This is a genomic window from Clostridium sp. 10cd* (assembly GCF_044336395.1).
Taxonomy (GTDB): Bacteria; Bacillota_I; Bacilli_A; order Erysipelotrichales; family Erysipelotrichaceae; genus Clostridium_AQ; species Clostridium_AQ innocuum.
The window spans coordinates 2777813-2801490 of sequence record NZ_CP172347.1 but is presented as its reverse complement, the minus strand read 5'-3'; the positions used below and the strand labels follow the sequence as shown (position 1 = coordinate 2801490).

Genomic DNA, 23678 nt, shown 5'->3' with positions numbered 1-23678 from the left:
TTGAGTGTTTATGAAAAAGGAAATCCAAACGATTGAGGAATTCAATCATTTTGGATTTCCCTTTTTTTATTATTCAGCCTTAGGAAAAAAGTATATACATTGCCAAAAAGGCATTGTTATTTCCAATACAGCACTCTATGCTCTACAATCTGACAAGCTTCATATAAAAGAAGTCCCAGCAGAGAAAGCAGGAATATTGAAGAGAGAATCATATTTAAATCGTACATTTCTGCACCATTTGTCAGCAGATAGCCAAGACCGGCTTTTGCCCCCATCATTTCTCCGATCACAGCGCTAGTAATTGCCTGTGTCACAGCGACCTTGCTGCCGCTGATGACCTCATGGAAGGCACAGGGCAACTCCATACGTATGAAAATCTGCCATCGATTTGCCTGTAATATATTCATGAGATCCCTATATCCGGAATTGATTTTCTTCAATGCACTGCTTTCCGCCACCATGATAGGGAAGGACACTACCAGAATGACCAATGCTATTTTGGAAGTCAGTCCAAGCCCAAACCATAAAATGAATAGCGGAGCAATGGAAATTTTCGGTGAAATCTGCATGATGAGAAGCAATGGCATAAGCAGATGCTCTAAAAGTCTGTTTTTCGCGAGTAAATAACCGAGAATCATACCTAAGATAATACCCCAGAAGGTGCCGATAAAAATTTCATACAGCGTTGTTGTGATATGCAATCCCATGTTGCCGCTTTGCATAAATTGTATAAAATATTTGAAAAAATCAACAGGAGAAGGAAGATAATAGCTGGGGATATGAAATATAATGGTGATAAACTGCCACAGTATCAGCAGGCATGTAAGCAGTACGCACATTTCCACATAGATTCTTGTTTTTTTCATGATGCACCTCCCGGTTGAACTATGAGCTCATCTGCAGGAAAGGATGTCTTGAATAATCCGTTTTTTTGCAGCAGGTCAATGTAAATCTGATAATCATGGAGATTACTGTAGCCATATCCATACACTGCGGTATCTTCAGAAACCCAAAGATTTTTTACAAATTCCTGCGAAATAATATCTATGTATTTCTGTTCACTTCCGGCAATGCTTGGTGTAAATTTTTCCTTTGCGATATTCACAGCTTCCTGCACCTGACCTTCTATAATATCCTGCATACCCCGATTCAAGGCATTCGTAAAACCTCTGCATATTTCCGGATGCTCTTTCAAGAAAGTCTGTGAGGTGATTACTACATTTCCATAGGAGGGCATATAGTCGTTGCTGAGAAACTGTTTAACGTCGATTCCACTAGACTGAAGCTCATAGGTGCGAAGCTTAGAAAAGCAAATTGCATCTACCTGATTGGAAACGAGAGCATTCACAATTGCACCTGTTCCGATCACTTTGATTTGCACATCATGGATGGATAGGCCGTTCTGCTGCAGAATAACCTTCAGCTGAATATAATTGGGACTGCCATAACTTGTAATGGCAATTGTTTTGCCCTTCAGATCCTGTATTTTATGAATGCCAGATTCGCTTTTGTAAATGATTGCTCCCAGCCCCTTCTGATAGGTAGTATGAATGATGTTGACTGGAACACCGTTTCCCCGACCCAACAATACAGTATCCGCATTAGGAAAACCGAAGGGTACATTTCCTGCCCCCACGTTTTTAACAATTTCTGCAGCAGATGCATAATAGAAATTGACCTGCAGTCCTTCCTCCTTGAAATAGCCCTTTTCCTGTGCGAGATATAGCGGCGCATAATAAGGTGTTGCAGCTCCATCAATCTGAATATCAACTTCAAATAGTCCATCTGTATTTTTATATGGGTGAAACGAAGAACCAGTACATCCGGATAACAAACATAAAGATAACAAAATGAAACAGAATTTTTTCATTGCTTTACCTCCTGATATCGCTGTAACCGTTGTTCCAGCAGGTTTACAGCTGCATACAGTAAAATTCCCAGCAAAATGGTAAATAGAATACCTGATATCAGCAGCGGACTATCAAAGGTGGAACTGGCAAATGATTGCAAATATCCGATACCCGACTGTCCTGCCATCCATTCCGCTACAGTTGCTCCAATAATAGCCTGTAGGATGCTTATCTTGAAGGAAGAGAGAAGATACGGTATGCAGCACGGAAACTCTAGCTGAGTAAATATCTGTCTGCGATCTGCGTTCAATACCTGCATATATGCATACATTTCTTTTGGGATATGACCGAGACCCAGCAGCACACCTTCTATGATAGGAAAAAAGGACATGATGAAAACGATGAATAATTTGGAGCCATAACCAAGTCCAAACCAGATAATGAAAATAGGAATTAAGGCAATTTTCGGTGATACCTGAAAAAATACAAGCAGAGGCATACTCAGCTGTTTGATATGTGGATGCTTCCCAATACAGTAACCGACTATAATACCAAACAAAACTGAGAGTGCGAAGCCAAACAGAACCTCGCTCAGGGTATATAGCAGATTTTTATAAAAATCCATTTGCGTGAGCTGAAAAACCATTTCCTTAGCAACGGCAGTGGGAGTTGGTAGGATGAAGGAGGGAATATGGAAAAAAGTTACATAAGCATACCATAAAAAGATAAATACAGATAGAGAGAGAAGCGTATACCATATCGCTTCTTTTTTATGCCTGCTCATTCAGCATACCTCGCAATCTGGATACATAATCCGTAAACTCTATAGCTTCTCGCAGCTTCAGGCTTCGTTCCTGTGGGAGATCAATAGTGATGATGTCGCGAATTTTGGAAGGCCGATTACTTAAAACGGCAACGCGTGTGGATAGAAAAACAGCCTCTTCTATGTCATGTGTAACAAATAGAATGGTTTTTTTCGTCTGTTTCCAAAGACGTCTGAGCTCCAGATTCAAATAATCTCGTGTCAGGGCATCCAACGCACCAAAGGGTTCATCCATTAACAGAAGCTTTGGGTCGTAGCTAAGTGAACGAGCGATGGAAGCTCTCTGCTTCATACCTCCGCTCAGCTCCTTTGGCAGAGAATTTCGAAATTCCTTAAGTTTCATCAACTCCAGCAATTTCTCTACACGCATCAATGATTCCGGTGTTTTTTGATGTTTGATTTCCAATGGCATTATGATATTTTCATAAACACTTTTCCAAGGGAATAAAACTGAATCCTGAAATACAAAACCCAGATTTTCTTTTAACGTGTTGTCATGGAATACGATTTCTCCACCGTCACGCTCCTGTAATTCACTTACGATTCGCAGCAATGTGGATTTGCCACAGCCGCTGGGACCAATAATAGAGATGAATTCGTGTTCATGGATTGCAAGAGATACATCTTTAATTGCTTGTATCCGCTCTCCGTTAGCTGTCGTAAAACATTTTGAAATGTTTTTCAATTCAATCATTGTCATTGTCATTCCTCCAATTTTCCATCATATGTGATAATAAGGATACATAAAGGTTTATTTTCTCCTGCATGTCATTCATGTGTAAACCACATAATGCTTCAATTTTCTTCAGCCGATACTGCAGTGTATTAACATGAATAAACAACTCTTTACATGTTTGCTTCTGGTTCTCGTTATTGCGGAAGTATTTGATAAGAGTATCCAACAGAAAAGGATACTCCTTTAGCGGTGCAATGGTCTGCTGAAAATAATTTGTTTTATCCTGCTGCTGAAGCTCCTGTATGATTCGCAGCAGTTGTACCTTTGGATAAAGGATAATCTGCTGTTTCTGTAGTGTCAGACCAACGTGTACAGAAAATTCAGCTTCTTTCATCAGCTCAGCAATATTAGCTGCTTTCTGAACTGAGCTGATTCCAATCTGCAGATCTGGATATACTGGAATCAACTGCTTAAGTTCTTGTATACAGGCTGAAGAAAACTGTGAAGCTTTCAGAATTACGGCTGTATAAATCGCCGTGTTCGTATGCATGAAGAGAAAGTCATGAAGCAGATGCTGTTGCTTCATACGCTCATATATCGTACAGACATGCAGAAAAATCGAATAGCGCTTCTGCTCAGAGAGCTGAGCATTCGTAGATTCTCTATCAATTTGAAACTGAATCAGCTGCAGTTCGTTCTGAAACAGTGCAAGCTGCAATGACTGCGTACAGCGTCGGACAATCAAATCCTTGAAAGGATCCGTGCTTAATAGCAGATAACGCATAAGGTATTCCTTAAGGGTATCCTGTTCATCTGCCAGAGAAAGCAGACGATTGATAGCATTCGTTAAGGATAGGTAGGTTCGCTGAGGCGGAATGAGAAAAATGGGAATCTGCCATTCCTGCGCCAGTATGGAAAGTCTTTTTACACGCGCCATATGCTCGTCAGTTTCTCTGCATTTTACCGCAAGAGCAGCGGTTGACAGGCGCTGCATATCATGGAGTAACTCCAGCAGATCCTGCTCATTTTCCGGTAATGTTCTGGAACTTGTCAGAAGCAGTTCACCACCCTTCGCCCATTCCCGTATGGGTAGAGATTCCATAATGGTTACAGAAGCAACCAAGCGCTGTACATTAGCCCCCTCATACAGCGCTTTCAGATCCCAGATATCACTGCTCATGATCGTGCTTAAATAGATCATACGGTATCACCTCCCATTCACAAATTTCGTGTGATGTTTTTGGATACAGATCATACCGGTATATAAATAATATGATTGCGGTTACAATACACCTTATTTATTACTGAATGATATCATACAAGAAGTAAACGTGTAAATTGTGTAGATACACGAAATCACTGGTAATTTTTGGGCTCTTTCTACAATTGTTAGAATGCGCTTTTCTATCTAAAATGGTGGTGTAAGGAAAGGAGACTTTTTATGAGTCAAGAACGTATGAATATGAGTACCTATCAGAAAACGGCATTAGGTACCACAATGGCCGGGCTGGGAATGCAGAGCTGTAGTACGATGCTGTTATCCTATGTACTGACCTCTATTATTGCTGATTTTGCAATCAGCTCAACTGCAGGTGGAGCGATATCCACCATCACCAATCTGGGAATGCTGGCCGGTGGTATCATCTTTGGAACATTGGCAGACAAGTATGGCAGAGTAAAAATTTTTGCAATTACAGTCGCTATTTTCTCTATAGCGACAGGGCTGACAGCTTGTTCTACAAGCATAACTGCCATTTATGTGCTGCGCTTTTTGGTAGGTGTCGGCGGAGGCGGAGAGTATGGTGTGATTATGTCCATCATTGCGGATTCTTTCGCTGAGGGTAAAAGAGGAAGAATTACTTCATTTGTAACAATTGCAGGACAGCTTGGCAGTATCATTGCTGCCATAGGAGCTGCATTGATTATTCCAACATTCGGCTGGAGAGGTTTATTTGTATTTGGTGCTCTTCCAATTTTCCTGGCTGTTTTTATCCTTTGGAAGCTGCCGGAATCTGAAGCATGGAAGGCGGTAAAAAAAGAATCGGTTACTAAAAAATCAGGAATACGTGATCTTTTTACAGAAGGCAGGGCTTTTACAACGATTCGTCTGACCATTATGGCGATTGTACAGGTTGCCGGATACTTTGGGCTGATGAACTGGCTTCCTTCAATTTTGCAAAACAAAGCCGGACTTAGTATTTCCGGTTCATCAATTTGGATGATAGCAACCATTATCGGTATGTCTTTAGGAATGCTGGTCTTCGGTCAGATTATGGATAAGATTGGTGCCAAAACGGCCTATGCATCATTTCTGATTGCATCTGCGATTGCAGTATTTGCATATTCCTTTGCAGATTCTGCAATGTTGATTTTGGTTGGGGGCGCAATTGTAGGTTTTTTTGCCAACGGTATGAATGCAGGCTACGGAGCAATTGTTGGTAATCTATATCCAACACATATCCGTGCAACTGCAAATAATATTATTTTCAATATCGGTCGTGCTATTGGTGGTTTTTCCTCAATCGCTATCGGTTTCTTTTTAGATAACTATTCTCTAACAGTAGCCATGGCATTTCTTACCGTGTTATACTGTATATCTCTGATTACAGTGACAACGCTACAGATACACAAGCCAAAGCCAGCAGAAACACAGGCATAGGAGGTAGATAATATGAGTATACATTTGAAAGAATTAAAGCACGGAGATTTGGGGGAAGCGACCATAATTGTTGGAGATCCTGGTAGGGTTTCACTTCTTGCAGAAGCGTTTGATAAGCGTAGTATTATTGTTAATAATCGTGAATTTCTTTTAATGAATGGTTATTATAAAAATCAGAAGGTATCCGTATGTTCTACCGGCATAGGTGTAGGCTCAACGGAAATCTGTGTGAGTGAGCTGCTGGAAAATGGAGCAAAACAAATCGTACGTTGCGGAGGCTGCGGCGCATGGCGTGACGATATTGAGCCAGGCGATATCATTTTAAATACTGGAATGGCACGAACAACAGGATTGATGACGACTTATGTCCCGGATACGTATCCTGCTGTTGCAGATTCGCTGTTAGTCAGTCGGATTGCAAAACATCTGTCCGGCAGTAAAAAAATCCATATCGGATTGGGACTGACGGCAGAAACATATTACATAGGGCAGGGAAGGGGTATTTCAATAAAGGGAAAAGCACTTCCTGTTCCCAATATGATTGAAGAATGGTCAAGTCTGGGAATTATGAATTGTGAAATGGAAACAGCAGTACTTTATATACTAGCATCCTTATACCAGATTCCTGCTGCAAACTGCCTCGCTGTTCATGTCAGTCGCAAGAACGAGAAATGGGAATGTGAGGAGGATTATCGCAAGCTGCATTATGAAATGGCGCAGCTTGTACTGGATGCGATGCTAGAGCCATCAACGCAGTATGAAAAAGAAAAAGAAGCATAAGGAAGGAGATAAAGAAATAAAGGGAACGAAAGCGTATAGATAAAATGAAATAGCCGTAGCATGGAGGATTTCCAGCTGCGGTTTTCAACTCTGCATAAAGATTGTATAAGTGTAGTATTTTTTCTTTGTAAGCGCTATAATAATATTAAGAAAACAGAAAGGAGCTTTTTATGAATACAGAACGTTTTAAGGATAAAATTATGGTCGTAACCGGAGGAACCTCCGGAATAGGAAAAGCAGTTTGTATCCGTGCCGGTGCAGAAGGGGCAACCGTTGTCATCGCTGGACGAAATGAAGAACGCGGAAAGGCGATTGAAAAGACCATTACGGATCAGGGAGGCAAGGCACTGTTTGTGCGCTGTGATGTGACTATAAAAGAAGATATCATCGCCCTGTATGCGAAAGTGATGGAAGTGTATGGACGTATCGATATCGCTATTAACAATGCCGGCATCGTCGGAGATTCCAAGAAAATCGAAGATTTGACAGATGAGGACTGGTTCAGCGTTGTCAATGCCAATCTGAATGCCATGTTCTATTGCATTCGTGAGGAAGTGAAATACATGCTTACCAATGAAACCGGTGGAAGTATTGTGAATACCGCATCCGTGGCAGGTATTCGGGCAACCCCTGCAGGACCTGCCTATGTTGCCAGCAAGCACGGTGTTGTCGGACTGACAAAATCAACGGCAATGGATTACGCTGCGAAAAACATTACCTGCAATGCCATCTGTCCGGCAGGAACCGATACACCGCTGACAGAAGCCGCAAAGCAGAAGATTTATGCCAAGATTGCGGAATTGAAGGCACAGGGAAAAGACCCGCAGGAATTTATGAAGAATTCCATGATTGCCGGTAAGACGGAAACTCTGCAGCATCGCAATGCTACAAGTGAGGAGCAGGCAGCGACGATCCTGTATTTTGCCAGTGATGAGGCAAGACACATCACCGGTAGCATTGTCGCAAGTGATGGCGGTTTTACTGTTTATTAACATACATATGAAGAAAGACGGAGAGGAATTCAAAGCCTTTTCGTTTTTATTTTCTGAAGTTGCGCACCTTATCATCATCAGCTTCTTTTTTTATAAAGAGTTCAGGATGTTTTCATTGACAGATGCTGTAAAAAAGAGTATTCTATATATGGAGTTAGATTAAACTAACAAAGAGATTGCAGTTCTTTGTTTTCCTTATAACTTTACAACCAGCCCAAATCTGACTTCACAATCAGACTGTCTGTTTCCACGATACGGCGGACAGGCGGTCTGCTTTTGTTACTGTTCACAGTTTATAAACGAATGATCAAAAAAGAAAAGATGTAATAGTTTGACGGGGGAATGACTTTCCATCCTGTGTGATTTTTATACTTCTGTTTGATCCTTCTTTTCGTGGATTTGCTGTGAATCGTGACCTTCTTACTTTGTAAGCTTATTTTGTATGCAAGCCTATTGACGTTCGGCTGAAAAAATGATACAGTTTATTCAGTTATATGACTGACGGAAGTGGAATTGACCACAGGGAGTATAATGTATAGGGGCCGACCGTCTGGGCAGAAGAGCTCGGGACAACTGTCGGCTCTTTTCTTGTGGATGAATCAGTCCTATGATTTATCTTACGAAACCATTTCATAACAGAATGAAACAGGAGGACGCAGGATTTATGATGAATGAACGCAAAGAATGGGAAGGCTTTACAGGCCGCCTCTGGAAAGAGGAAATCAATGTTCGGGATTTTATTCAGAACAACTACAAGCCATATGACGGGGACGAGTCGTTTCTGGCTGAACCGACAGAAGCAACGAACAAGCTGTGGCAGGAGCTGCAGAAGCTGCAGAAGGAAGAACGCGCAAAGAACGGTGTTCTCGATATGGAAACAGAAATCGTTTCCTCTTTGACCTCTTATGGCCCCGGCTACATCAAGGATGAATTAAAGGATATGGAAGCAGTCGTCGGCTTGCAGACAGACAAGCCGCTGAAGCGTGCTTTCATGCCATACGGCGGTATTAAAATGAGTGAAGAGGCATGTACCACCTATGGATATGAGCCAAGTGAAAAGCTGCATGAAATCTTCCATGAATATCACAAGACACACAACGATGCCGTGTTTGACTGCTATACACCGGAAATGCGACTGGCAAGACGGAACAAAATCGTTACCGGTCTTCCGGATACCTATGGACGCGGACGAATCGTTGGCGATTACCGTCGTGTTGCTCTGTACGGTATCGATTATCTGATCGAACAGAAACAGAAGGATAAGGCAAACTGCGGCTGCGGTGTAATGAGCGATGACATCATCCGTCAGCGTGAGGAGCTGGCTGAGCAGATTAAGGCGTTAAAGGGTATGAAGGCGATGGCTGCACTTTACGGCTTTGATATCAGCGGACCTGCAACAACCGCGAAGGAGGCAGTTCAGTGGCTGTATTTCGGTTATCTTGCGGCCATCAAGACACAGAATGGTGCTGCAATGAGTGTCGGACGTGTTTCCACCTTCCTGGATATTTATATCGAACGTGATCTGGAGGCAGGAATTCTTACCGAAAGTGAAGCACAGGAGCTGATCGATCATATGACGATGAAGTTCCGTATGGTGAAATTTGCACGTATTCCTTCTTATAACCAGCTGTTCTCCGGTGACCCGGTATGGGCTACACTGGATCTGGCAGGTCTGGGTATGGATGGCCGCCATATGGTTACAAAATCCGACTTCCGTTTTTTGCATACACTGGAAAATATGGGACCGGCACCGGAGCCGAACCTGACGGTGCTGTATTCCTCTCATCTGCCGGAAAGCTTCAAGACATATTCCGCACGCATCTCGATTGAGACAAGCTCCGTACAGTATGAGAATGATGATGTTATGCGCCCGGTATGGGGGGATGACTATGCCGTCTGCTGCTGTGTGAGTGCCACGCAGACAGGTAAGGAAATGCAGTTCTTCGGAGCACGTGCTAACCTTGCAAAATGTCTGTTGTATGCAATTAACGGTGGAATTGATGAAAAGACGAAAGCACAGGTCGGTCCGGAATATCGTCCGATTACCAGTGAATATCTGGATTATGATGAGGTTATGCATAAGTATGACAATATGATGGAATGGCTGGCTGATCTGTATGTCAACATCCTGAACCTGATTCAGTACATGCATGATAAATATTATTATGAAAGCTCCTTAATGGCACTGATCGATACCGATGTGCGCAGAACCTTTGCGACAGGCATTGCCGGATTCTCCCATGTCGTAGATTCCCTGGCAGCAATCAAATATGCCAAGGTTAAGACGGTTCGTGATGAAGACGGACTGGTTATTGATTATGAAATCGAGGGTGATTTCCCGCGCTATGGAAATGATGATGACCGTGCGGATGATATTGCAGTGTGGCTGTTAAAGACCTTTATGGAGAAAATCGAGAAGCGTCATACCTATCGTGACTCTGAACCGACTACCTCGATTCTTACTATCACCTCCAATGTCGTATATGGTAAGGCTACCGGAGCTCTGCCGGACGGACGTAAGGCCGGAGAGCCATTGTCACCGGGGGCAAACCCTTCCTATGGTGCAGAACAGAACGGTCTGCTGGCTTCTTTGAATTCCGTAACCAAGCTGCCTTATGAATATGCATTGGACGGCATCAGCAATACGCAGACCATCAGTCCGGATGCGCTTGGACACAATGAGGATGAGCGTGCCGATAATCTGGTACATGTTCTGGATGGCTACTTTGATCAGGGAGCCCATCATCTGAATGTCAATGTATTCGGTATTGAAAAGCTGCATGATGCCATGGAGCATCCGGAAAAAGAGGAGTATGCAAACTTCACGATCCGTGTTTCCGGATATGCTGTAAAATTCATTGACCTGACGCGTGAACAGCAGCTGGATGTTATTTCCAGAACCTGCCACGCAAGTCTGTAAGTTACAAAGAAAAGAGGTCTGTTATACAAACAGGCCTTTCTACGTTTACGGAGGTGATGTTATGAGTGTAAAAGGAGCGATTCATTCCATTGAAACCTTTGGCTCCGTTGATGGACCGGGGGTGCGCTTTGTTATATTTCTAAAAGGCTGTGCCATGCGCTGCCAGTATTGCCATAATCCGGATACCTGGAAATGCGGGGAGCCGGATACAGACAGTGAAGCATTGCTGAAGCGTGCGATGCGTTATCGCAGCTACTGGGGCAAAAACGGCGGTATTACGGTCAGCGGGGGAGAGCCTTTGCTGCAAATTGACTTTCTTCTGGATTTGTTTCAAAAGGCGAAGAAGGAAAACATTCACACCGTTCTGGATACGGCGGGAAATCCGTTTACCGGTGAAGGGGACTTTTTTGATAAATTCCAGGAGCTGATGAATGTCACAGACCTCATCCTGCTGGATCTTAAGGTTTATGATGAAAAAAAGCATCGCGCACTGACGGGAAAAAGCAACCGCAATATTCTGGATCTGGCAAAATATCTTTCTGATATCGGTAAGCCTGTCTGGATTCGTCATGTGCTGGTACCTGGTATCAATGACAGTGATGAGGACCTTCAAAAGCTGGATACCTTTTTGCAGACTCTGCATAATGTAGCGCGTGTTGAGATTCTGCCATATCATACACTGGGTGCCTACAAGTGGGAGGAGCTTGGCTATACCTATGCACTAAAGGATGTCCTGCCTCCGGACAAAGCACTCGTAAAGCATGCGAATGAGCTTTTACATACAGCACAGTATGATTCGTGAATACTCACAAAGCCGGACATCTGAATAGGAAGAACCGGCTTTTTTATTCCTACGATACTTTAGATATCCCTTTTTTATTCCATCCAATGCATTGATGCTGCTGTGACTATGCTGCATACCGATATGTTGAAATACTCAATAGCACTGTTTTTTTGCATCATAAAGTGGTATGATGACAATAGATGGAAGGAGGTATCATCATGAGTGATCCAAAACGTATTCGCATGCACACAGGCAAAGGTTTTATTGCGGCGCTTGATCAAAGCGGCGGCAGTACACCGAAAGCACTTCGACTGTATGGTATTGCAGAGGATGCATATCATAGCGATGAAGAGATGTTTGATCTGGTTCATGAGATGAGAACCAGAATATTGACATGCCCTTCCTTTACAAGCGAGCATATACTTGCAGCCATTCTGTTTGAAAACACTATGGAACGGAAGGTGAACAACGAGTACACTGCTGACTATCTGTGGAATCAAAAGGGAATTCTTCCGATTCTGAAGGTGGACAAGGGGCTTGCCCCACTGGAAAACGGCGTTCAGCTGATGAAGGAAATTCCACAGCTGGAGGAGCTGCTCGAGCGTGCAAAACAGCGCCATATCTTTGGAACGAAGATGCGCTCTGTTATCAGGGAAAGCAATACGGATGGTATCCGCGCTATCGTCGAGCAGCAGTTCGCTATCGGTAAACGTATCTGTGCGGCAGGATTGGTGCCGATTCTTGAGCCTGAGGTAGATATTACAGCATCGGATAAGGCGGATTGTGAGGTATTGCTGAAGGCGGAAATCAAAAAGCATCTGGCGAAGCTGACAGCAGATGAAATCATTATGTTCAAGCTGACCATTCCAAGTGTTGACGGTTTCTACACAGAGCTGATGAATGATCCGCATGTTCTGCGCATAGTCGCATTATCCGGAGGGTATACAAGAGATGAAGCGAATGAAAGGCTTGCAAGAAATCCGGGACTGATTGCGAGCTTCTCCCGTGCATTATCACAGGGACTTTGCGTAACCCAGAGTGATGATGAATTTGAAGCCTTACTGAAAAGCTCCATACAGTCTATTTATGATGCCAGCATTACCTGAGAGATAGCATGTACGCATGGAGCCCCTATAAAAAGATGCAGAAGGTCTGCATCTTTTTGCATGCTTTAAAGCCTAAGATTTACGAGATAGAAGCTTCCTATATGGGAGTTTGCGCAGATATTTCATCCAGTCTGTTTGCATACATACCTTATATAAGATAAGTGTGAGAAGCCCTCCGAGAACGATATCAATGACGGAATGCTGTTTCAGTACAACGGTTGAAAGACATACTGCGATTCCGCATAACAGGGTAAAGCCTTTGACCAGTGCCGCATGAGAAAACTTTTGATAGCGCATGACAATGATCATAATCGCCACGGTACTGGAAACATGAATGGACGGACAGACGTTCGTCGGTGTATCAATGGCATACAGCATTCCGGCAATACGGGCAAGCAGATTGTCACGTACAACAGCAGGACGCAGCTGTAGACCGTTGGGCAGTACGGTATAGATCAGCAGACAGATTGTCATACCGGTGAACATAATAAAGCACAGATCCAGAAAATCCCTTCGCGAGTGGAACAGAAAATAACCAAGAGAGACTGCAAGCATGGGGAACCAGGCAAAATAAGGTATAACAAAGCCTTCATGAAAAGGGATCCAGTCATCCAGCGGACAGTGTATGATAAATTTGGGAACCGCAAAGGCCTCCAAAAGCTCAAAGTAAATCAGATAGGGGATAAAATAAAGAAGGCACAGCGCATAGGGATGCTCCCTGATCCAGGCTGCCGTTTTTTTCAGCATGTGCATCCTCCTTTCCAGGTGGTATTTATTATAGTATGGATTTCCATTTATTTCAAATAAAAAATCCGACCTTCGCCGGATTACGGTTTGATGTAGGAATATCCCGCCTGCTGCTTAACGGCAAGCTCCACAACACCGCTTGCAACCGTTGTCACACCGTTTAAAAGCTCCTGCTCCTCCATCCTCTGCCCCTTCATGGCATTGCGGCAGGCGGCTATGATGACACCGCGTTTTATAAAATCACAGAAAACTGCTTTGTATTCCAGCTGCTCTGCGGCCTCCTCCTTCAGCTGCCGGACAGCTCTTCCATTAACGACGATTTCGATATGGAAATCCTGCTGCAGCTGTTCGCAATAGGCAAGCATATGGGTTACATTTCCCTGTACAAGCGGCCAGCGTTTTTCTTCGTCGATGTGAAATATCACGTTCATATCAGCACCTCCTTCTCTTGGCTCCTTGTCTTTATGCTCATTGTACGATACCTGGCATATACTTGCAAGCAGGAAACCTGCCGTGTTCTCCAAATGTTGTGAAAAAATTCATAAAGTTTTTATTTGAAAGCGTTATCACAGGTGGTAGAATAGCTGTAAAGAAAGGTGAGTGTGATTGGCATATGAAAAATCTGGAGCATCATCTGTTGGGTAAGCATCCCAGAATCGGATTTGCGGAGGGAGCGAATCCCGACGTGATCCGTGCAGCGATACGGCATGTGGAAAACGGCTTTATACTGCCGGTGCTGATTGGTCATAAAAAGGAAATTCTCTGGCATGCGAAGGAGCTTGGCGCTGATATCAGCGGTGTGGAAATCGCAGATATGGAAAGCTTTGCGAATAAGGCGGAAATGGTGTCACGCATGCTGATGATTCGCCGTGGTGACTGGACCAGGGAAGCATGTGAGGATAAACTAAAGGATATCAATTATTTTTCAACAATGTATCTGGAGCTTGGCTATATTGACGGTCTGGTTGGCGGTGTTATCGCAACAACAGCGGAAACCATGCGTCCCGCTTTACAGCTCATTCGGACTGCCGAGAATGAGCGAACCGTATCCAGCTGTGTTCTGCTGGAGCGGGATAACATCCATTATATTATGGGGGACTGTACACTGAATGTGGATCCATCGGTTCAGGAGCTGGTGGAGATTACCCTCCAGTGTGCCAGAACAGCACGGCAGTTTGGTATTGAACCGAAGGTTGGTATTTTATCGTATTCCTCGTTTGGGTCGGGAAGCGGAGAAAGTGTGGATAAGGTGCGCGTCGTAGCGGAGCATCTGAAACGGATGCCGCTGGATTTTGCTGTTGACGGGGAGATTCAGGTGGATGCGGCAATCTCTCCAATCGTCGCAAAGGTAAAGGCTCCGCATTCAGCCATCGCCGGGGAGATGAATACACTGATATTCCCGAATATCGATGCCGGAAATATCGGCTATAAGATTGCTGTCGAGCTGGGTGGCTTTACCATGTTTGGCCCGATTTTACAGGGCTTGCGTAAACCGGTCAATATCTTGACGCGCAGGGCAAGCGTGGATACGATCTATTCCATCGGCATCATCACCGGTGTGCAGGCAGTTGAGAATCGATCTTGAAAAAAGATGGCAGATGCCGTCTTTTTATGCTTTTAAAATATCTTGTGCATTAGCCTCAGGAGAGGCTAGACACAGGTGCACAGGGACCTCTCAGAACGCTCAAAAATTTAGATCCACTAGGAAGCAAAGGATAAAAAGGCATTCATATGCGGTGTGAGCCATTTGCTTTTATGATAAACAATCTGGCGGTATACACGCAGCTGAAAATCTCGCGGCCGCAGGATGGACAGACGTCCCTGATCTACATAGGGCTGCACACAGAAGGCGGGAAGAAAGGAAATCTCACATTCACTCAACAGCTCCCGTATGATGAATTCTGTATTCCCTATTTCCAGGTATGGATGCACCTGCTGTTTGATGGACAGGGCATACTGATCCAGCTCATAACGATAGCTGGCTGCACTTTCCGTCAGAATCAGCTCCTCCTGTAATAAGTCCTTGAGAATCAGTGATTTCCGTTTTGTCAGCGCATGAGAGGGATGGCAGACAAACACGATTTCCTCCGGTTCATCAACGACGCGGATCCAGTCGGGATGATACTGGCGGCGGTCGATGAAATAGACGATATCCAGCTCATTATGATTCATCATATCCAGTAAAATTTCCGGTGATGAGGTTTCCACGCTGATGGAGATATGCGGATACGTTGTATGAAAGGCATGCAGCAGTTTTGGAAAGGAGGATGCACACAGGGATTCCGTCATGCCGATGCGCAGATGTCCCTCCAGCTCCTGTGCTTCCTGCAGCGCAAGCTTGGCTTTTTCACTTTCATCGAGGATGCGGCAGGCATAGTCATAAAATATAGTTCCCTGCTGCGTAAGCGAAATCGTCTTGCCGAAACGGTCAAACAGACGGGTGTGCAGCTCTTTTTCCAGCTGCTGAATTTGAATGGTGACCGCAGCCTGTGTATAGCCCAGTGCAGCCGCAGCCTTTGAGAAGCTCTTCAGCTGAGCTACCCGCTGAAATGTTCGTAGTGTACGTAATTCCATAAATCCTCCCATAAAGATAATTTAATCATCTTATAAAATATATAAAATTTTCATAAATATATGGTGATGATATAATACATTTAAAGAGAAGTCAACGCAAAATGCGAAAAGGGAGAAATTTTATGAAAAAACAGGATGCACAGTACAGAGGATATGTGACCCTGCTGAAAAAAGAGCTCGTTCCGGCGATGGGGTGTACAGAGCCGATTGCGATTGCCTATGCGGCAGCACAGGCAGCTGCACGCCTGAAGGAAGATATAAAACAGGTGGATATTTATGCCAGTGGCAATATCATCAAAAATGTAAAAAGCGTTACGGTGCCGAATACCGGAGGACGCAAGGGAATCCAAAGTGCGGCAGCTATTGGTATTATCGCCGGTGATCCAACCCTCGGACTGGAGGTTATTTCTCATGTCCGTACGGAGCAGATCGCGCAAATGGAAGCTTTTCTTGAAAAGACAGCAGTGTATGTACATCATGAGCAGTGCAGCTGTGCCCTGCAGGTCGGTGTCAGAGTTTCCGGAGATAAGCATACTGTACTGGTATGTATCCAGAATGAGCATTCCAATATCGTACGTATTGAAGAGGATGGAAGGTGTGTGCTGGACAAAGAGGCACGCAAGGATACACAGGAGCAGCTGGATGCCATGCAGTTTTCGATGCAGGGTATCTATGAGTTTGCAGAAATAGCGGATCTTGCGGATGTAAAGGAGATACTGGATCGACAGATTCAATGCAATACCGCCATAGCGGAAGAGGGGTTAGCCCATTCCTATGGTGCCAATATCGGTTCCGTGCTACTCTCTACCTATGGTGACAGTGTACAGATTCGTGCCCGTGCTCTGGCTGCGGCGGGAAGTGATGCCAGAATGAGCGGCTGTGAGCTGCCGGTTATTATCAACAGCGGAAGCGGAAATCAGGGAATGACCTGCTCTCTTCCGGTAATCGCCTATGCAAGGGAGCTCCAATCCAGTGAAGAACAGCTGTACCGGGCTTTGCTCATATCCAATCTCTCCACACTGTATCAGAAAAAATATATCGGTCGGCTATCCGCTTATTGTGGTGCAGTCAGTGCAGGTGCAGGCGCAGGTGCAGGGATTGCATATCTGCTGGGCGGAGATTATGATCATATCTGCCATGCCATTGTCAATGCACTCGCAATAACGTCAGGTATGATTTGTGACGGTGCAAAGCCTTCCTGTGCCGCAAAAATAGCAACGGCGGTTGATGCCGGCATCATGGGCTGTATGATGTATCAAAAGGGAAAGCAGTTCTATCGCGGAGAGGGTATTGTTTGCCGCGATATTGAGGAAACCATCATGGGTGTCGGTCAGCTGGCAAGAGATGGCATGAAGGAAACGGATGATGAGATCATAAAGCTGATGATACAAAACTAACGGCTGAAAAGAGGCAAGCTGCAGAAAAGCTGTCTGATTCATACACGGACAAACGTGTGATTCAGACAGCTTTTTAGGGTGCAGGAATTCATGACGGATTGTATACGGCATTCAGTTTTTGTCTAACAGCCTGCTTTCTTCAGGTTTTTAAGCTTATACAAATGGGAACTCATTAGGAAATGCACAGCTTCGAGATTTTTTTGCCTGCATTTAGAAAGTATGCAGCCGTGCTTTTTCATGCGGATAGGATCATGCATTTGCTATAATCATAGATATGGCAATGCAAAGCATCACGAACATATGGGTGACTTCATTTTCTGTAAGCTGCTGAATTTGTTTCAGCATGAGCTATAACGCTTCCTGCTAAGTTGACATCTTGGAATTCTGCTTGATTTCCTTCAGACTGCTGCGGCTGATATCCGGAGACAGGATCATGCAGATACCACCAAGCACGGTATTGGTATAGAAGGTGATTGCCCGCCATACCAGCATGATGCTGGCAGCCTGAGCTGCACCGGCGAGAGGAGTAAATATAAGGGTAAAGGTTGTTTCTGCTACGCCGTGCTTGCCATATACCGGAAGAGCAGATAATATCAGATCTACAAAAAAGGATGCTGAAAAAAAGAGTGGGATATCCTGCAGACGGAGATCAATTTGCAGAAAGAATGCGATGAGAAGCGGCAGAGAATGCCGTATACTCAGCTTTACTGTGTTCAGTAGATGAACCCTTAGCATCACTCGGTAATCCTTTTTATACAGACCGTTTGCTGTCTGCAGAGAATCTGCGAAGCGCTGCAGCGCATGCTGGATGGACAGCTTGTCAAATGGCAGCTGCAGTTTGTCAATCAGATAGCCGATACCTTTGCTCAGTCCTGCGAAAACACCCGGCCACAGAAACAGCAGCGCGACAATAAGGATGGGGAAAATACTGATTGCAAAGCCGGTGAGCGCCAGGATGCTTTCCTTTGGAAATAAAGGGATCAGAAAATCACAGCTGATGAAAACAGCACATGCACTGAGCGCCATATAGGATATTTGATACAGAATCTGATCCATGACGAGAATACTGCAGCCCTGCTCCCATGATATGTTCCTGACCTTAAATAACAGCATCTGCGCCGCCTTTGCTACAGCGGAGGCACTGACATTCATCAGGAAAAGGGAAATCATTGCATTGGATATTCCGCTTTTCATTTGATAAGCAGGATTGACCTTCCTGCACAGCACGCAGATTCCGATTCCTCCTATCACATAAACAGAAGCACTGAGCAGTATCAGTCCAAGCGTATAGCGTAGCTGCAAATGCTGCAGCGTATCGAAGATTTCCGCAGCATGGTCCTTGATATTGAAATAGAGCATGCCGGCAACAAACATCGCCAGCAGTATATATTTTATTGTTTGCTTTATCCATTTCTTCATAAGATTACCTCACATGCATAAGGATACTACAATTTTGTGAAAAAGGACAGATTTCCTGAAAAACATGATAAAATATTATCGTATAAGGAAAAGGTTATAGGAACAGCTTACGGAATGTGCTGCTATAACAAGGAGGGAAATATGAAGCATCGTATCTGTATGTTAAATATCGCACGAATCAATTATGATCATAGGCTTGATATCAGCTGTATAAAGGGAGATGTTGTTGCTTATGAGGATAGTGATTTACAGGAGATTCTACAGCGTGTTCAGGATTGTGAAATTGTAGTCAGTAAGGAGCTGGGGCTTTCCAAAGCGCTGATTGAGCAGTTTCCGGACAGTGTGCGCTTAATCTGTGAAGCAGGGACCGGCTATAACAATATCGATCTGGAGGCCTGCCGCAAAAAGGGAATCATTGTGTGCAATACGCCCGCTTATTCCACAAAGCGTGTGGCACATACGGCGATTATGCTGCTTTTAAGCCTTAGCAGCTCCATGCGCGAGCAGCTGCAAATGCTGGAACATAAAGATTACCGAAATTTTACAGACCATATGCTGGTGGAGCATACCGAGGTCAATGATAAGACGCTGGGAGTTATCGGTTACGGCAGTATCGGACAGGAGGTGATTCGTATTGCTAAAGTCCTGGATATGAAAATTCTGGTGTATACGAGAACACCGCGCGAGCATGTGGAGGGAGTACGCTTTGTTTCCCTGCCAGAGCTTTTAAAGGAAAGTGATTATGTTTCTCTGCATTGTCCGCTTACCTCTGAAACCAGACATCTGATTGACGAAGTGCATCTGTCGATGATGAAGCCTTCCGCCGCTATTATCAATACGGCTCGTGGAGCCCTGATTGATGAACAGGCGCTGATTGCGGCCTTGCAGAACAAGCGGATTGCCAAAGCGGCACTGGATGTGCAGGAAGAGGAGCCAATGCGTGAGGATAATCCACTGTACACAATGCCGAATGTCATTATTACACCGCATATGGGATGGCGTGGTCTGGAAACCAGACAGCGTCTTTTACAGCTGGTGTCCGCAAATATCGAAGCGTATATGGAAGGAACTGTTATCAACCGGGTTGTCTGAATGCCTGCGTGGCGTGGTTCTTTTGGGATGAGAATGAATTTTACGGGCATTTCTATTTAACATTATCAGATTCCACATATAATAGAGGGGAGAGGATGATATATGTGGATATATTTGAAAAGGCATACCAGTTCCTTCAGGATGAAGGGATTGCGGCAAGAAGACATATTGAATTAAAGCAATATACGACACTGCATATCGGCGGGGAGGCACAGATTCTGGCGGAGCCGTCCAGTATTACACAGATTCAGCAGTGTCTGGCAGTATGCAAACAGCACCGCATAGAATGGTTTCTGCTTGGTAACGGCAGCAATGTTCTGGCAATGGATGAAGGCTTTCAGGGAATGGTCATCGTCCTGGCAACGAATTTTAACAGCATCCGACTGGAGAAGGAAAATCGTGTGCGTGCACAAAGCGGGGCAGCCATCAAGGCGGTAAGTGCATTTTGTGCAGCGCATTCTCTGAGCGGTCTGGAGTTTGCCTGTGGAATTCCGGGAAGTGTCGGAGGGGCCGTTTACATGAATGCAGGAGCGTATGGCGGAGAAACAAAGGATGTTTTGCTTGAAGTGGTTTGGCTGGATGAAAACGGGAGTCTTCATACAAGCTGTGCAGCACAGCTGGAGCTGTCCTACCGGCATAGTCGTTTTTCAAAGCATGGAGGTATCGTACTGGAAGCTGTGTATGCACTAATTCCTGGAAGACAGGAGGCAATCCTGGCACAAATGGAGGAGCTGATGCGGCGGCGAAGAGAAAAGCAGCCGCTGGATGCCTATAGTGCAGGCTCCACATTTAAACGGCCACAGGGAAATTATGCTTCTGCTTTGATACGGGATGCTGGATTGATGGGGACAGAGGTGCATGATGCACAGGTATCCACAAAGCATGCCGGCTTCCTTATCAATCGCGGGGCTGCCAGCAGTCAGGATTTTCTGGAGCTGATTCACAGAGTTCAGCAGGAGGTCAAAGAGCATAGCGGCTATGAGCTGGAGTGTGAAATCCGGTTTCTGAGAAATGAGCACAGATCGTGACTACAGCAGCTAAAATCGATTATTTTACTATACAGAAATTGGAAAGAGGATTACAATAGCTGGGGGTGAATGCTATGATTTATAAAATCGGCGATATTGCAAAGGTTATGGGTGTTACTACGGAGGCAATACGACATTATGAGCGCATGGGACTCATCAAACCGGAAAAGGATCCGCAGACCAATTACCGATACTTTACCGAGGAGCAGCTGAGCCAGCTGCTGTACATACAACGTTTATCACAGATGGGAATCAGTTTGCAGCTGATACGGGAGCAGTTTCTGAATGGTTCTTTGCATTCCTATGAGCAGGTGATATCGGAAACTCTGCAATCAACGCAGGAGCGGCTGAGAATTCTGCAGATGAAAACAAGCAATTTGATGAACTGTCTGGATATCCTACAGACTGCAGAGCAATCAAAGGGAAGGTGCATTTACGGAATGCGCCCGGATATGTATTTCATATCAACACAGCATTGCATTCAGTCCTCCTTTGCACAGGAGCAGCCAAAGGGATTTCACAATTTTTCCAATCATGCGGATCTTTTTTTCCAAAGCGTTCATTATTATGAAGAGAATGGTGTCTGGAGAAGTGAAAAGGGGTTTGGAATTTATAAGGATTGTGCGGAATATGCACAGTATTGTGAGAATCCATATTTTCACTTACGCAGTGCAGCACATGCTGTTCTATGCACATTTGACAATTTAAAGACGGATGCTGGAATAACGGAAACCGTTCGCACATTTTTCAGGGAGCATAATCTGAAGCGAAGCGGTGAGGTTTACAGCCGTCAGGTGTACCGCACGTTTTCAAAGGAACAGGAACCGGTGGTGATGGAGCTGTTGGCGATTCCATACATAAGGATATAGGGAATCAGACTTGCGTTTGTATATGTTTCGTGCTATTCTGTAGGGGATTACAGGAGGAGCTTTCATGGTACAGCGTCAGAAGTCGTATCTACTGAATGCGTTTCTGCTTGGTGTTATTACCGGGTTTTTTATAGCACCGCTTAAAAACGGTATTCAGGTTCATGTGAGTAGCAGAGGGACATGTAGTCCTAAAAAATGACATCGGCCATCATGTTTGTAAGAAAAAGGTTTCAGAGGATGTGTTCTGAAATCTTTTTATATTATGGCAGTTCGATGTCAGTGAATAGAGTACCGGTGGAAGCCTTTATGTATGCAATCCCTGTTAGCTTACAGATTTGCAGTCAGACAGCTGTTTGATTGAAATAAAAGGGATCAGCATAAGGAAAAATTCATTCCAATCTAATTCCTTTTTTCATAAAAGAAAAAAATAATGGTGTTTTTCTAGTGATTTCATTGCCTTCATATACATCTACTTTTTCCAGGTTGCTCATATACATCTTTTGCAATCGAAAAAATAACGGCAGAATCTAATTTCTGCCCACGAATCACAAGTGAATTTACATCAGAGTCATTCATGGCAGTATTACGGGCAGTGATCCAGATAATATGGAATTTTCTGCTTTTCATTTTTTTAATTCTATCCTTTAATCTGTAATGGAGTGAACCATGTAAACACCACCTTTTGACTACAGTTTCCAAGAAATAGAGAACAAAGACTTCAGGTCTGAAGTTATTTCATCCTTTTTCTTTTTTATGGAAATTGTATGGATTCTCCATCATAGAAAATAAAACTTCTTATGTACAAGCGTGAGTAAACTCATACTCACGCTTTTTTTTCTACGGATCGATAACCGTTGGAGTCCTTCCGATTCCTACTACCTCATTAACGATCCTTGTCCAGGTTCCACATCCGACTACACCATCTGCACTGAGTCCGTTATCACGCTGATATGCAACTAATGCATTCCGTGTATTTCCTCCGAATACCCCATCAAGGGTCTGTGTACTGTAGCCTAATGCGTTTAATGCATCCTGTAGAATCAAAACGTAAACACCACGGCTGCCACTGCGTAAAACAGGGAATCCGGCACTGCAGGCCGGTGTGCCATACCGTTTGTCGAAGTGTACCCAGGTCGGTGTCATGTAAATAGGCTCCACATAAACCCAGACACCAAGATTGTTCGCAGTATTCCAGATTCTGTTACGCTCTGCCTGCGTCAATGCCTGTCCCACATCGAAGGAAACACCTGCATAATGCTGTGACTGCTTCCCATGTCCGCCTTCCCAGATTCGTTTAAATGCATACCGAAAAGGTATGGGGGCTCCATAGGTTCTTCGTGTTGCATTCCATGCTTCCATTGCCGCATTTGTTGTCTATAGAACACTGGATCGCGACGATCCTCTGAATTCTCTCACCAGCATTGTTCGATCGTATGCATACGGCATTGGATCATTTTCCTCCAGATAGAAGGTTTCCAATGCCTGCGTATATACATTATATACGATAACCTTTGCCATATATCTGCCTCCTTTCCATACATCCTATGATAAACAGACAAACGTGGATGGGTATTTATAAATAAGCTGGAAGCAAACATGGCTTTCCTCTTTTATAAAACAGAAGAAGATTGAAAGTAACAGATATAATAACTGCTTCCAAGGAGACTCTGGTCTATAAGACACATATCGTGTGAAGTGGATACAATAACGGTGAATAAGGACACGGATCAGGAGAATGCGCTGTTTTGAAATGCACTGGCAAAATAGTAATCTGTCAATATCCAAAATATATAATCCTAAACAGGATGCAGTGAAAATTGGAACGAGCTGTATTCCGGTTTTTCTTGTGACAGGCAGTTACACATACAGATTTCGTAATTCTGATGCAAATTGAATACGTATCTAATAGGAAGAGCTGTTCAAAAATCAGGAGATGATAACTACTCTGCATGAGTGAAAGAC

General features: G+C 44.2%; 23 protein-coding genes and 1 riboswitch. Of the genes, 12 read left to right on the top strand and 11 right to left on the bottom strand.

What is annotated here, in order from left to right; all coding sequences use genetic code 11:
* Positions 1-116: 116 nt before the first annotated feature.
* From ACG3M1_RS13885 to ACG3M1_RS13865, 5 genes are read right to left on the bottom strand one after another with little or no spacing between them, the layout of a single operon-like run.
* Positions 117-866, bottom strand: coding sequence for an ABC transporter permease (locus tag ACG3M1_RS13885; RefSeq protein ID WP_008817483.1), 750 nt, complete (start codon positions 864-866; stop codon positions 117-119).
* Positions 863-1870 carry an ABC transporter substrate-binding protein gene (locus tag ACG3M1_RS13880; protein WP_008817482.1) on the bottom strand — a complete coding sequence of 336 codons (1008 nt, stop codon included), beginning with the start codon at positions 1868-1870 and terminating at the stop codon, positions 863-865. The genes ACG3M1_RS13885 and ACG3M1_RS13880 overlap by 4 nt, the downstream gene beginning before the upstream one ends.
* A complete protein-coding gene (locus ACG3M1_RS13875) occupies positions 1867-2634 on the bottom strand; it encodes an ABC transporter permease (RefSeq protein ID WP_008817481.1) in 768 nt (255 codons plus the stop codon). Before ACG3M1_RS13875 ends, ACG3M1_RS13880 begins: the two co-directional genes overlap by 4 nt.
* Complete coding sequence (locus ACG3M1_RS13870; RefSeq protein WP_002610609.1) at positions 2621-3373, bottom strand: ABC transporter ATP-binding protein; 753 nt, start codon at positions 3371-3373, stop codon at positions 2621-2623. The genes ACG3M1_RS13875 and ACG3M1_RS13870 overlap by 14 nt, the downstream gene beginning before the upstream one ends.
* Entirely contained in the window at positions 3360-4550 is a 1191-nt protein-coding gene (locus ACG3M1_RS13865; RefSeq protein ID WP_002610611.1) for a helix-turn-helix domain-containing protein, read from the bottom strand. Before ACG3M1_RS13865 ends, ACG3M1_RS13870 begins: the two co-directional genes overlap by 14 nt.
* Before the next feature lie 240 nt (positions 4551-4790).
* On the opposite strand from ACG3M1_RS13865, the gene ACG3M1_RS13860 reads away from it, so the two are divergent.
* The 6 genes from ACG3M1_RS13860 to ACG3M1_RS13835 all read left to right on the top strand — a co-directional run bounded on the left by ACG3M1_RS13860 (position 4791) and on the right by ACG3M1_RS13835 (position 12590).
* Positions 4791-6008 (top strand): MFS transporter, encoded by a 1218-nt coding sequence (locus ACG3M1_RS13860; RefSeq protein WP_008817480.1) that lies wholly within the window; start codon positions 4791-4793, stop codon positions 6006-6008.
* Between the two features lie 12 nt (positions 6009-6020).
* Complete coding sequence (locus ACG3M1_RS13855) at positions 6021-6788, top strand: nucleoside phosphorylase (RefSeq protein WP_009270971.1); 768 nt, start codon at positions 6021-6023, stop codon at positions 6786-6788.
* 170 nt (positions 6789-6958) lie between these two features.
* Positions 6959-7780, top strand: coding sequence for an SDR family NAD(P)-dependent oxidoreductase (locus ACG3M1_RS13850; RefSeq protein ID WP_002610616.1), 822 nt, complete (start codon positions 6959-6961; stop codon positions 7778-7780).
* Between the two features lie 484 nt (positions 7781-8264).
* Positions 8265-8343, top strand: a riboswitch (ZMP/ZTP riboswitch).
* A 101-nt stretch (positions 8344-8444) separates the two neighbouring features.
* Complete coding sequence (gene pflB, locus ACG3M1_RS13845; protein WP_002610618.1) at positions 8445-10700, top strand: formate C-acetyltransferase; 2256 nt, start codon at positions 8445-8447, stop codon at positions 10698-10700.
* A 61-nt stretch (positions 10701-10761) separates the two neighbouring features.
* Complete coding sequence (pflA, locus tag ACG3M1_RS13840) at positions 10762-11502, top strand: pyruvate formate-lyase-activating protein (protein WP_008817477.1); 741 nt, start codon at positions 10762-10764, stop codon at positions 11500-11502.
* 200 nt (positions 11503-11702) lie between these two features.
* On the top strand, positions 11703-12590 hold the full coding sequence (locus tag ACG3M1_RS13835; RefSeq protein ID WP_008817476.1) for a fructose bisphosphate aldolase: 888 nt from the start codon (positions 11703-11705) through the stop codon (positions 12588-12590).
* A gap of 72 nt (positions 12591-12662) precedes the next feature.
* On the opposite strand, the gene ACG3M1_RS13830 is transcribed toward ACG3M1_RS13835, so the two are convergent.
* The gene (locus ACG3M1_RS13830) at positions 12663-13337 is read right to left on the bottom strand and encodes a phosphatase PAP2 family protein (protein ID WP_008817475.1); all 675 of its coding nucleotides are present in this window, start codon (positions 13335-13337) and stop codon (positions 12663-12665) included.
* Between the two features lie 80 nt (positions 13338-13417).
* Positions 13418-13768, bottom strand: coding sequence for a DsrE family protein (locus ACG3M1_RS13825; RefSeq protein ID WP_008817474.1), 351 nt, complete (start codon positions 13766-13768; stop codon positions 13418-13420).
* A 182-nt stretch (positions 13769-13950) separates the two neighbouring features.
* Between ACG3M1_RS13825 and ACG3M1_RS13820 the strand changes: the two genes are divergently transcribed.
* On the top strand, positions 13951-14922 hold the full coding sequence (locus ACG3M1_RS13820) for a phosphotransacetylase (protein ID WP_008817473.1): 972 nt from the start codon (positions 13951-13953) through the stop codon (positions 14920-14922).
* 116 nt (positions 14923-15038) lie between these two features.
* On the opposite strand, the gene ACG3M1_RS13815 is transcribed toward ACG3M1_RS13820, so the two are convergent.
* Positions 15039-15911 carry a LysR family transcriptional regulator gene (locus tag ACG3M1_RS13815; protein ID WP_002610629.1) on the bottom strand — a complete coding sequence of 291 codons (873 nt, stop codon included), beginning with the start codon at positions 15909-15911 and terminating at the stop codon, positions 15039-15041.
* A gap of 122 nt (positions 15912-16033) precedes the next feature.
* Between ACG3M1_RS13815 and ACG3M1_RS13810 the strand changes: the two genes are divergently transcribed.
* The gene (locus ACG3M1_RS13810) at positions 16034-17308 is read left to right on the top strand and encodes a serine dehydratase subunit alpha family protein (protein WP_009270969.1); all 1275 of its coding nucleotides are present in this window, start codon (positions 16034-16036) and stop codon (positions 17306-17308) included.
* Positions 17309-17671: 363 nt separating this feature from the next.
* Here ACG3M1_RS13810 and ACG3M1_RS13805 read toward each other — a convergent pair whose 3' ends face one another.
* Positions 17672-18727, bottom strand: coding sequence for a lysylphosphatidylglycerol synthase transmembrane domain-containing protein (locus ACG3M1_RS13805; RefSeq protein ID WP_008817471.1), 1056 nt, complete (start codon positions 18725-18727; stop codon positions 17672-17674).
* Between the two features lie 141 nt (positions 18728-18868).
* On the opposite strand from ACG3M1_RS13805, the gene ACG3M1_RS13800 reads away from it, so the two are divergent.
* The 4 genes from ACG3M1_RS13800 (at position 18869) to ACG3M1_RS13785 (ending at position 21915) form a co-directional block, all read left to right on the top strand.
* Positions 18869-19819 carry a 2-hydroxyacid dehydrogenase gene (locus tag ACG3M1_RS13800; RefSeq protein WP_008817470.1) on the top strand — a complete coding sequence of 317 codons (951 nt, stop codon included), beginning with the start codon at positions 18869-18871 and terminating at the stop codon, positions 19817-19819.
* Positions 19820-19914: 95 nt separating this feature from the next.
* Positions 19915-20847: a UDP-N-acetylmuramate dehydrogenase gene (gene murB / locus ACG3M1_RS13795; RefSeq protein ID WP_008817469.1), complete on the top strand. Its 933-nt coding sequence runs from the start codon at positions 19915-19917 to the stop codon at positions 20845-20847.
* A 74-nt stretch (positions 20848-20921) separates the two neighbouring features.
* Positions 20922-21716 carry a MerR family transcriptional regulator gene (locus ACG3M1_RS13790; protein ID WP_008817468.1) on the top strand — a complete coding sequence of 265 codons (795 nt, stop codon included), beginning with the start codon at positions 20922-20924 and terminating at the stop codon, positions 21714-21716.
* Between the two features lie 64 nt (positions 21717-21780).
* Complete coding sequence (locus tag ACG3M1_RS13785; protein WP_008817467.1) at positions 21781-21915, top strand: hypothetical protein; 135 nt, start codon at positions 21781-21783, stop codon at positions 21913-21915.
* A gap of 638 nt (positions 21916-22553) precedes the next feature.
* Here ACG3M1_RS13785 and ACG3M1_RS13780 read toward each other — a convergent pair.
* On the bottom strand, positions 22554-23075 hold the full coding sequence (locus ACG3M1_RS13780) for a peptidoglycan-binding domain-containing protein (protein WP_395814265.1): 522 nt from the start codon (positions 23073-23075) through the stop codon (positions 22554-22556).
* 15 nt (positions 23076-23090) lie between these two features.
* Positions 23091-23234 (bottom strand): hypothetical protein, encoded by a 144-nt coding sequence (locus ACG3M1_RS13775; protein ID WP_395814262.1) that lies wholly within the window; start codon positions 23232-23234, stop codon positions 23091-23093.
* Positions 23235-23678 lie beyond the last annotated feature (444 nt).

Bases quoted from the DNA above. Each gene is read 5' to 3' on its own strand.
- ACG3M1_RS13885 (WP_008817483.1), bottom strand. From the start codon at position 866: ATGAAAAAAACAAGAATCTATGTGGAAATGTGCGTACTGCTTACATGC.
- ACG3M1_RS13880 (WP_008817482.1), bottom strand. From the start codon at position 1,870: ATGAAAAAATTCTGTTTCATTTTGTTATCTTTATGTTTGTTATCCGGA.
- ACG3M1_RS13875 (WP_008817481.1), bottom strand. From the start codon at position 2,634: ATGAGCAGGCATAAAAAAGAAGCGATATGGTATACGCTTCTCTCTCTA.
- ACG3M1_RS13870 (WP_002610609.1), bottom strand. From the start codon at position 3,373: ATGACAATGATTGAATTGAAAAACATTTCAAAATGTTTTACGACAGCT.
- ACG3M1_RS13865 (WP_002610611.1), bottom strand. From the start codon at position 4,550: ATGATCTATTTAAGCACGATCATGAGCAGTGATATCTGGGATCTGAAA.
- ACG3M1_RS13860 (WP_008817480.1), top strand. From the start codon at position 4,791: ATGAGTCAAGAACGTATGAATATGAGTACCTATCAGAAAACGGCATTA.
- ACG3M1_RS13855 (WP_009270971.1), top strand. From the start codon at position 6,021: ATGAGTATACATTTGAAAGAATTAAAGCACGGAGATTTGGGGGAAGCG.
- ACG3M1_RS13850 (WP_002610616.1), top strand. From the start codon at position 6,959: ATGAATACAGAACGTTTTAAGGATAAAATTATGGTCGTAACCGGAGGA.
- pflB (WP_002610618.1), top strand. From the start codon at position 8,445: ATGATGAATGAACGCAAAGAATGGGAAGGCTTTACAGGCCGCCTCTGG.
- pflA (WP_008817477.1), top strand. From the start codon at position 10,762: ATGAGTGTAAAAGGAGCGATTCATTCCATTGAAACCTTTGGCTCCGTT.
- ACG3M1_RS13835 (WP_008817476.1), top strand. From the start codon at position 11,703: ATGAGTGATCCAAAACGTATTCGCATGCACACAGGCAAAGGTTTTATT.
- ACG3M1_RS13830 (WP_008817475.1), bottom strand. From the start codon at position 13,337: ATGCTGAAAAAAACGGCAGCCTGGATCAGGGAGCATCCCTATGCGCTG.
- ACG3M1_RS13825 (WP_008817474.1), bottom strand. From the start codon at position 13,768: ATGAACGTGATATTTCACATCGACGAAGAAAAACGCTGGCCGCTTGTA.
- ACG3M1_RS13820 (WP_008817473.1), top strand. From the start codon at position 13,951: ATGAAAAATCTGGAGCATCATCTGTTGGGTAAGCATCCCAGAATCGGA.
- ACG3M1_RS13815 (WP_002610629.1), bottom strand. From the start codon at position 15,911: ATGGAATTACGTACACTACGAACATTTCAGCGGGTAGCTCAGCTGAAG.
- ACG3M1_RS13810 (WP_009270969.1), top strand. From the start codon at position 16,034: ATGAAAAAACAGGATGCACAGTACAGAGGATATGTGACCCTGCTGAAA.
- ACG3M1_RS13805 (WP_008817471.1), bottom strand. From the start codon at position 18,727: ATGAAGAAATGGATAAAGCAAACAATAAAATATATACTGCTGGCGATG.
- ACG3M1_RS13800 (WP_008817470.1), top strand. From the start codon at position 18,869: ATGAAGCATCGTATCTGTATGTTAAATATCGCACGAATCAATTATGAT.
- murB (WP_008817469.1), top strand. From the start codon at position 19,915: ATGATATATGTGGATATATTTGAAAAGGCATACCAGTTCCTTCAGGAT.
- ACG3M1_RS13790 (WP_008817468.1), top strand. From the start codon at position 20,922: ATGATTTATAAAATCGGCGATATTGCAAAGGTTATGGGTGTTACTACG.
- ACG3M1_RS13785 (WP_008817467.1), top strand. From the start codon at position 21,781: ATGGTACAGCGTCAGAAGTCGTATCTACTGAATGCGTTTCTGCTTGGT.
- ACG3M1_RS13780 (WP_395814265.1), bottom strand. From the start codon at position 23,075: ATGGAAGCATGGAATGCAACACGAAGAACCTATGGAGCCCCCATACCT.
- ACG3M1_RS13775 (WP_395814262.1), bottom strand. From the start codon at position 23,234: ATGGCAAAGGTTATCGTATATAATGTATATACGCAGGCATTGGAAACC.